The organism is Pseudomonas sp. SDO5532_S415, assembly GCF_054071155.1.
On sequence record NZ_JBSVWS010000008.1, the window covers coordinates 73,159 to 81,849 of the forward strand.

General features: G+C 59.9%; 5 protein-coding genes. All 5 read left to right on the forward strand.

Translation table 11 applies throughout. From position 1 onward, the window contains the following. The first annotated feature begins 65 nt into the window (after positions 1–65). The 5 genes from glgX (at position 66) to ACW9HW_RS04930 (ending at position 8,613) form a co-directional block, all read left to right on the forward strand. Positions 66–2,222 carry a glycogen debranching protein GlgX gene (gene glgX, locus ACW9HW_RS04910; protein ID WP_457398748.1) on the forward strand — a complete coding sequence of 719 codons (2,157 nt, stop codon included), beginning with the start codon at positions 66–68 and terminating at the stop codon, positions 2,220–2,222. Positions 2,223–2,521: 299 nt separating this feature from the next. Further along, positions 2,522–3,280 carry a PIG-L deacetylase family protein gene (locus ACW9HW_RS04915; protein WP_457398749.1) on the forward strand — a complete coding sequence of 253 codons (759 nt, stop codon included), beginning with the start codon at positions 2,522–2,524 and terminating at the stop codon, positions 3,278–3,280. Between the two features lie 315 nt (positions 3,281–3,595). Further along, positions 3,596–4,396, forward strand: a complete 801-nt coding sequence (locus ACW9HW_RS04920) for an endonuclease/exonuclease/phosphatase family protein (protein WP_457398751.1) — start codon at positions 3,596–3,598, stop codon at positions 4,394–4,396. Positions 4,397–4,681: 285 nt separating this feature from the next. After that, entirely contained in the window at positions 4,682–7,231 is a 2,550-nt protein-coding gene (locus tag ACW9HW_RS04925) for an autotransporter family protein (RefSeq protein ID WP_457398753.1), read from the forward strand. Between the two features lie 314 nt (positions 7,232–7,545). Continuing rightward, positions 7,546–8,613 carry an autotransporter outer membrane beta-barrel domain-containing protein gene (locus ACW9HW_RS04930; RefSeq protein WP_457398755.1) on the forward strand — a complete coding sequence of 356 codons (1,068 nt, stop codon included), beginning with the start codon at positions 7,546–7,548 and terminating at the stop codon, positions 8,611–8,613. Positions 8,614–8,691 lie beyond the last annotated feature (78 nt).

Genomic DNA, 8,691 nt, shown 5'->3' on the forward strand with positions numbered 1-8,691 from the left:
CTTTCGCGAGCAAGCTCGCTCCCACATTTTGACTGCGCCGTTGTATCCCCTTTGCAGGAGCACTTATGACCCGTCCAAAGAAAGACACGCCGACACCTCAAGAGCCATCGCGCATCCGAGAAGGCCTGCCCTTTCCATTGGGTGCGACCTGGGACGGTCTTGGGGTCAATTTCGCCCTGTTTTCCGCCAATGCCACCCGTGTCGAACTGTGCATCTTCGACGATGCCGGGGAAGTGGAGCTTGAACGCATCGAACTGCCGGAATACACCGACGAGATCTACCACGGCTATTTGCCCGATGCCCATCCGGGGCTGATCTACGGCTACCGCGTGTACGGCCCGTACGACCCGGCCAACGGTCATCGCTTCAATCCCAATAAGCTGCTGATCGATCCCTACGCCAAACAACTGGTGGGTAAGCTGAAATGGTCCGAGGCACTGTTCGGCTACACCATCGGCCACCCCGACGCCGACCTCAGTTTCGACGAACGCGACAGTGCACCCTTCGTGCCCAAATGCAAAGTCATCGACCCGGCACACACCTGGGGCCACGACCACCGGGTCAGCGTGCCGTGGGACAAGACGATCATTTATGAGACCCACGTGCGCGGCATCAGCATGCGTCACCCTTCCGTCCCCGAGAACGTGCGCGGCACTTTCGCCGGATTGATGGTCGACGACGTGCTCGAACACATCCGCAAGCTCGGCGTGTCCACCGTGGAGTTGCTGCCGATCCATGCCTTCGTCAATGACCAGCACCTGCTGCACAAAGGCATGACCAATTACTGGGGTTACAACAGCATCGCCTTTTTCGCCCCCGACCCGCGCTACCTGGCCAGCGGCAAGATTGCCGAGTTCAAGGAAATGGTCGCGCACCTGCACGAAGCCAACCTGGAAGTGATCCTCGACGTGGTCTACAACCACACCGCCGAGGGTAATGAGCAAGGTCCCACCCTGTCCATGCGCGGCATCGACAACGCCTCCTACTATCGCCTGATGCCCGATGACAAGCGCTTCTATATCAACGATTCCGGCACCGGCAATACTTTGGACCTGAGCCACCCCTGCGTGCTGCAAATGGTCACCGACTCCCTGCGCTATTGGGCCTCGGAAATGCACGTGGACGGATTCCGTTTCGATCTGGCGACCATCCTGGGGCGTTATCACGATGGCTTCGACGAGCGCCACAGTTTCCTTGTGGCCTGCCGCCAGGACCCGGTGCTGCGTCAAGTCAAGCTGATCGCCGAACCCTGGGACTGCGGCCCCGGTGGCTATCAAGTCGGCAAATTTCCGCCCGGCTGGGTGGAATGGAACGACAAGTTCCGCGACACCGTGCGCGCCTTCTGGAAAGGCGACGACGGGCAACTGGCGGACTTTGCCAGCCGCATGACCGCTTCGGGCGAGATGTTCAATCAGCGTGGTCGACGCCCCTATTCCTCGGTGAACTTCATCACCGCCCATGACGGCTTCACCCTCAACGACCTGGTGTCATACAACGATAAACACAACGAAGCCAACGACGAAAACAACCAGGACGGCAGCAACAACAACCTGTCATGGAACCACGGCGTCGAAGGTCCTACCGACGACCCGGAAATCAACGAGTTGCGGCTGCGGCAGATGCGCAACTTCTTCGCCACCCTGTTGCTGGCTCAGGGCACGCCGATGCTGGTGGCCGGCGATGAATTCGCCCGCACCCAGGACGGCAACAACAATGCCTATTGCCAGGACAGCGAGATCGGCTGGGTCAACTGGGACCTCAGTGAAGACGGCAAGGCCCTGCTCAAGTTCGTCAAACGCCTGATCAAGTTGCGCCTGGCCTACCCGATCCTGCGCCGCGGGCGCTTCCTGGTGGGCAATTACAACGAGGACATCGGCGTCAAGGACGTCACCTGGCTGGCCGCGGACGGCAGCGAGATGACCACCGAGCATTGGCACGATGCGCACAATCGCTGCCTGGGCATGCTGCTCGACGGCCGCGCCCAGGAAACCGGCATCCGCCGCAAGGGTGCCGACGCCACGCTGTTGCTGGTGGTCAATGCTTACCACGACATCGTCAACTTCCTGCTGCCGGAAGTGCCCGACGGCGGTTTCTGGACCTGCATGATCGACACCAATCAACCGTCGATCCGCGGTCAGGAGCGCTTCGAGTTCGGCCACGAATACTCGGTCACGGGCCGTTCGTTACTGCTGTTCGAATTGCAGCATGAGGAAGAGGAGTGAGCTGAGTTGAGTTAAAACCTGTGGCGAGGGAGCTCGCTCCCGTTTGAGTGCGTAGCACTCACAAAAATCGCAATGGTTGTCAGATTTTTGGGGTCGCTGCGCAGCCCAACGTCGGAACGCCGCCCGGAGCCAGCTCGCTCGCCACAGGAATAGGGAAGACTCGAAACAATCCGGACAGAAAAACGTACCGTCTGGAACATCGAGGCGACGAATAGCGCTACATGAGCAATACTCTGCTCGCGGCGATTCCAGGGTTCGGAACGCGGCCAATTGCTATCAACGAGAACAAGGACGTAGCCATGAAACCGCTCTCTCTCCTCGAAAACAGCCAGTCGGCACAGATCTGGAACAGTGCCCCGCAACTGGACAACATCCCGGTCATCAACACGCAAACCCTGGTCCCGCCCGGCGCCCGCGCCGTGGTGATTGCCCCGCATCCCGGCGATGAAGTGGTGACCTGCGGCGGCCTGCTGCAGCTGCTCAGCAGCATGGGCCATCCGCTGCAATTGATTTCGATCACTGACGGCAGCGCGAGCCACCCGGGGTCGCAGCAGTGGTCGGAGAAACGCCTCAGCGTGTTCCGCGCCCAGGAAAGCGTCGAAGCCTTGCGCCGGCTCGGGTTGCCGATGCACAGCCTGAAGTGGATTCGCGGCGGCTTCACCGACAACGCCCTGGCCGAGCATGAACAGCAATTGACGCGGTTCATTGCACGCTATCTACGGCCCGGCGATGTGGTGTTCAGCACCTGGTCCGAAGACGGCAACAGCGATCACGACGCCGTCGGCCGTGCCAGCGCCAACGCCGCCGCCATCGCCGGCGCCGACTTCAATGAAGTACCGGTCTGGGCCTGGCACTGGCCGACGCGCGATCATGGCCTGATCCCCTGGCACCGCGCGCGCAAGGTACGCCTGGACACCTGGACCGTGGCGCGCAAAAGCCATGCGACCCATGCCTACGCCAGTCAGCTGGACGGCGAGCCGGCCATCGGCATCGCCCCGCTGTTGCCACGGATACTGCTGGAGCGGATGCGGCTACCTTATGAAATCGTCTTCGTCTGAACGGTGGGAGCGAGCCTGCTCGCGAAAGCGCTGGGTCATTCGCCATCGATGTTGGATGTGAGGGACTCTTCGCGAGCAGGCTCGCTCCCACAGGGCATATTTGTTGAATTTGATTTTGTGCACGACACAAAACCAGTGTGGGAGCGAGCCTGCTCGCGAAGACGACGGCACATCCAACACCGATGCTGACTGACCCAGCGCTTTGGCGAGCAGGCTCCCACATTTAATCGATGCGGCGCCGAAATCATCCAGACTGAACTGCCCGCCTCCACATCAGTCGCATGCATAAGCCAGCTTCGATTCAGAGGAGTGAAAGTGACCAGTACCTCCAAGCCGCAGACGGTCGAGTCAGCGACGTTGAACCAAACGCCGGCCATTCATCGATTGCGTGTGCTGACCGTCAACACCCACAAGGGCTTCACCGCCCTCAACCGGCGTTTCATCCTGCCGGAATTGCGCGAAGCGGTGCGCAGCACCTCGGCGGATCTGGTGTTTTTGCAAGAAGTGGTGGGCGAACACGATCGTCACTCCTCGCGTTACAACGATTGGCCTTCGACTTCGCAATACGAGTTCCTGGCGGACAGCATGTGGAGCGACTTCGCCTACGGCCGCAATGCGGTCTACCCGGACGGTCACCACGGCAACGCGTTGCTGTCCAAATACCCGATCCGCGAATACCGCAACCTCGATGTTTCCATCACCGGCCCCGAACGACGCGGGCTGCTGCATTGCGTCCTGGACGTACCGGGTCACGCCGAAGTCCATGCGATCTGTGTGCATCTGAGCCTACTGGAAAGCCATCGCCAACTTCAATTGCAGTTGCTCTGCCAACTGCTCGAATCCCTGCCCGACCACGCACCGGTGATCATCGCCGGCGACTTCAACGACTGGCAACTGCAAGGCAACGCCGCCCTCGCCCGTGGCGACTACCTGCACGAAGCCTTCGAACGCCACCACGGTCGCCCGGCGAAAACCTACCCGGCGCGGTTTCCGCTGCTGCGCCTGGATCGCATTTACCTGCGCAATGCCAGTAGCCATGAACCGCAGATCCTCGGGACTAAACCCTGGACGCACCTGTCTGATCATTTGCCATTGGCCGTGGAAGTACGCCTGTGAACCCGTGCCCGTCATGTCGAAAAACATCAAGAACCGTCAACTGAATCGTTAAACCTGTTACTTCTGACAGTAGCGACGCCAAAAAACTATTGCTACGTTGCACACGTCCGTATTACCTGAGCGCACGGACATGCGACTTACAGTAGCCGTCGTTGCTGAAGTTTTTTGATTACGGGTCATTGCTGTCCCGATGCCGTCTCGCAACTCGCGCTGCCGAGGGTGTCTGAAGCCTTGCCATTTTTGACAAGTGGCAACTCAGTCGCCGAATCCCAAGCGGAGACGAGCATGAATTTTTCCAGCCATCTGCCCAAGTACCGTTACAGCGCCTGCGCCGTTTCAATCTGGCTGTGCATCGGTTGGCCGCAACCGGTACAAGCGGCCTGTACCCTCACACCCACCGCCGGTAATGACAATCATGTCTGTGACAGCGGTAGCAGTGGACCGCTGACTGATTTGGCGGGCAATAACAAACTCAGCTTGCCCACCAATGGCACCGGCACGATCAATGGCAACGTGGTGTTTGGAGGCGGTAATGACGAGGTCTACATGAATTCCGGGCGCATTGTCGGGGCGCTCGATCAAAGTGACGGGGCTGACAAGCTGATCATTCGTGCCGGGGAAATTACCGGGCCTGTCCAACAGGGTAAGGGCGTCGATGACTTCATCATGAACGGTGGGACGATTCAGTCCCTGGCCCAAGGCGACAGCCGCGACTTCTTCCTGATGACCGAGGGCTGGATCAAGACAGCTTTCGAAGACGGCGACACCGCCAAAATGACCGGGGGCAGAATCGGTCGGGTTGACATGAAACTCGACAACAATCTGTTCGACATATCCGGCGGTGATGTCGATGGTAACGTTGTGACCGGTTTCGGCACCGACACCATCATCGTGTCCGGCGGCAAGATCGGCGGCAACATCAGCGTCAGCGGCGGCAACGACAGCATCACGGTGACCGGAGGCGAGGTCGTCGGCGAGATCCGTACCAGCGTCGGCAACGACACCTTCCTTTGGGAAAAAGGAGGCATTCTGCACTCGGCAATCCTGATGGAAGGCGGCGATGACACGGCGACCCTGCGCAATCTCGACGAAAGTATCCTCGCCCAGACTCAGAGACTCAACGGTGGCGATGACAACGATGTGTTGAACCTCGATCAGACCACCACTTCAGGGGCCGCCCGTTACTCCAATTGGGAAACGGCCAATCTGAAAAACGGCGCCCGGTTCGACCTCGATGGCAACCTTGTGCTGGGTGACCGCGCCAGCGGCACGGGTGTGTTCAATGTCGATAGCAGCAGTACCGTGACATCGACTCAAGGCAGCATCATGCCCTTCACCGCCGGCCAGCGCGTCATGCTGAACAACGCCGGGACCATCGACCTGAGCAGCGGCAATACCCGCACCAACGACACGCTGACAGTCCATGGCGACTACGTGGGCAAAGACGGACAGCTGTTTGTGCAAACCGAACTGGGCGGTGATGGTTCACCCAGTGACAAGCTGGTGGTCATCGACGGGACATTGACCCGTACCACTTCGATCAGCGTCAGCAATGTGGGTGGCAGCGGCGCGCAAACCCAGCAGAACGGCATTATGGTGGTCGATGCCCAAGGCACGGCAATCAGCAACAACGACGCCTTTACGCTCAAGGCTCCGGTGGAGGCAGGCGCCTTCCAGTACGCCTTGTACAAAGGCGGCATCACCCCCGGCAGCGAAAACCGCTGGTACCTGCGCTCTGCGGTCGTGGCCGCCCCGCTGGTCTCGGTCCCCAACCCCGATCCAACCTTGCCGCCGATTCTGGTGCCTCTGGTCGCGGCACCGGTGGCCGCTCCCGGCAGCCCGTCATTGCCAACGCCCCCACCCGGTGCTGCGCCAATTCCGTTGTACCGCCCGGAAGTGCCCGTCTGGTCGGTATTGCCACCCGCCGCCGCGAAACTGGCCCTGACGGCCCTCGGCACTTTCCATGATCGCCAGGGCGATCAACGCCTGCTGACAGAAACCGGTTCATTGGGTGCGGGCTGGGGCCGGGTCTACGGCAAGGACTTCGATCAGACCTGGGCCGGCACCGTTACGCCACGGTTCGACGGCTCGATAAAAGGGTATCTGGTGGGCAATGATTTATACAGCTCACAAACTTCCGGTGGGCAAACCCAGCGAACAGGTTTATTCGTCGGCGACAGCCGATTAAACGGTGATGTCGATGGATTCAATCAGGGTTATCAAAATAAACGTGCCGGCAAAGTGGAACTTGAAGGCAAAAACCTCGGCCTGTACTGGACCCTGATAGATCCCATGAGTTGGTACGTCGATCTGGTAGCGATGTACACCTGGCTCGACGGTGAGAGCCGCTCCGACCGAGGCCTCAAACTCGACAACAAGGGGCATGCCCTCACACTTTCAGCAGAGGCCGGTTATCCAATTGCAATTACCGACAACTGGGACATCGAGCCACAAGCGCAAATCATCCACCAGAAGGTCACGCTCGACAGCCAGGACGACGGCATTTCCCGAGTGTCTTTCGATTCGGACCCGGCCTGGACCGGGCGAATCGGCGCGCGACTCAAGGGTCGTTACAACGCCGGCGGCCTGCCGCTGCAACCCTGGCTGCGTGCTAATCTGTGGCGCAGCTTATCCGCCACCGACACGGTCACTTTTGCCGGTGTCACCGATATCGACACCCAGCAAAAATCTTCCTGGGCCGAACTGGGCATTGGCGCCGACCTGACGCTCGCCAAAAACATCAGCGTTTACGCCAATGTCGGTTACAGCAGCAATTTAGACAGCAATCAGCAGCGTGGAACGGCCGCGACTGTGGGTGTAAGGATCAGTTGGTAATACCGAGCAACCGCTCTAGCCCGCACCTTTTTTTGACGTTTCCACCATTAAACAAGAACTTAGGGATGCGCCGTAAATCAGTCACTTATAAGACCTGAAATACCCATACCACTTATCGGCCATTTTCTTGACGCAGTGGCTGGGGTCTTCTTGACTTCACCGTACTACCCCCGGAAACACTATCAGGGGCAAGCCCCCAAGACACCCGAGAACACGGGCGGCCCCCGGCTTGCCTCCTTACATTCGGTCGCCCCTCGCTCGGGGTAGGAGAGACGCCAAGGCATGTACGGCACGCGATTGCAAGGTAGCCCGCCATGAAAACCTCACTCACCCAACAAGAGATCAAAATCACTTTTTGCACTGTCTCGAGTTCACTCCTGCTGTGCTCCTCCATGGAAGTGCAGGCCTCACCGGCCGAGCAAGAAACAACCCCCTGGTACCGCCAGGACATCCCGGTGCTCACCCTGCCCGCTCTCGCCACCCCGTACCCCGGCCGATTCAGCCCTGCCCCCGACCTGCGAAGTAGCCACTTCACCACCGAAGACGCGACACCCTACGCCTGGGATCAGATTTATGGACAACCCTCCCGCCAGGCACAAACCGACGCCCTGACCCAGGGATTCACCAATGCCGGCTCCGGCGATCTCAAAGGCCCGGCGATCCTGACCCTGCACAGCAACAGCGGCCACACCCAACGGGTCGGGCTGATTGGCGGCACCAGCCAGATTCAAGGCAACAGCCATGGCCTGCTGACCAACCGCGGCCAGTCCGACCCGCACACCGACACCCTGAACCTGCAAGGCGAAAGCCTCGGCGCCTATTACAGCCTGACCGGCCCGCAAGGCTGGCACGTCGACCTGTCGGCCAGCGGTGGCCGCGTCAACGGCTTCAGTCGCAACGAACAAGGCGTCCGCCAGGCCGCCGAAGGCAGCGCGGTGACGCTGTCGGTGGAAGGTGGCTTCCCGATCGGCATCAGCGAAAACTGGGTGGTCGAACCCCAGGCGCAATTGATCAACCAGCGGATCACCCTGGATACGCCCTATGCGGGGTCAGGCAACGCCTCCTCCAGCGACCTGACGTCGTGGAGCGGCCGGGTCGGCGCCAAATTGAAAGGTAGTTACGACATCAATGGCCTGGGCGTCGAACCCTATGTGCGGACCAATTTGTGGCACACCGTGTACACCGGTAATACCGTGACCCTCGATCAGGTCGACAAGATCAGCAGCAGCCGATATTCCTCGACGGTCGAAGTCGGCCTGGGCCTGGTCGCCCGGGTGACGCCAGCCGTCAGCCTGTATGTCAGTGCCGATTACAGCAGTGATGTGGACGACAATGACTTGAACGGGGTGATTGGCAGCCTGGGGGTACGGATGCGGTGGTGAATTAAAACCTCAAGAGTTGTGTTGTCTGGTATGACGCTTTCGCGAGCAGGCTCGCTCCCACAGGTTTCACGGTGATCC

Excerpts from the sequence above, each read along its gene's own strand:
- glgX (WP_457398748.1), top strand. The coding sequence starts at position 66 with ATGACCCGTCCAAAGAAAGACACGCCGACACCTCAAGAGCCATCGCGC.
- ACW9HW_RS04915 (WP_457398749.1), top strand. The coding sequence starts at position 2,522 with ATGAAACCGCTCTCTCTCCTCGAAAACAGCCAGTCGGCACAGATCTGG.
- ACW9HW_RS04925 (WP_457398753.1), top strand. The coding sequence starts at position 4,682 with ATGAATTTTTCCAGCCATCTGCCCAAGTACCGTTACAGCGCCTGCGCC.
- ACW9HW_RS04930 (WP_457398755.1), top strand. The coding sequence starts at position 7,546 with ATGAAAACCTCACTCACCCAACAAGAGATCAAAATCACTTTTTGCACT.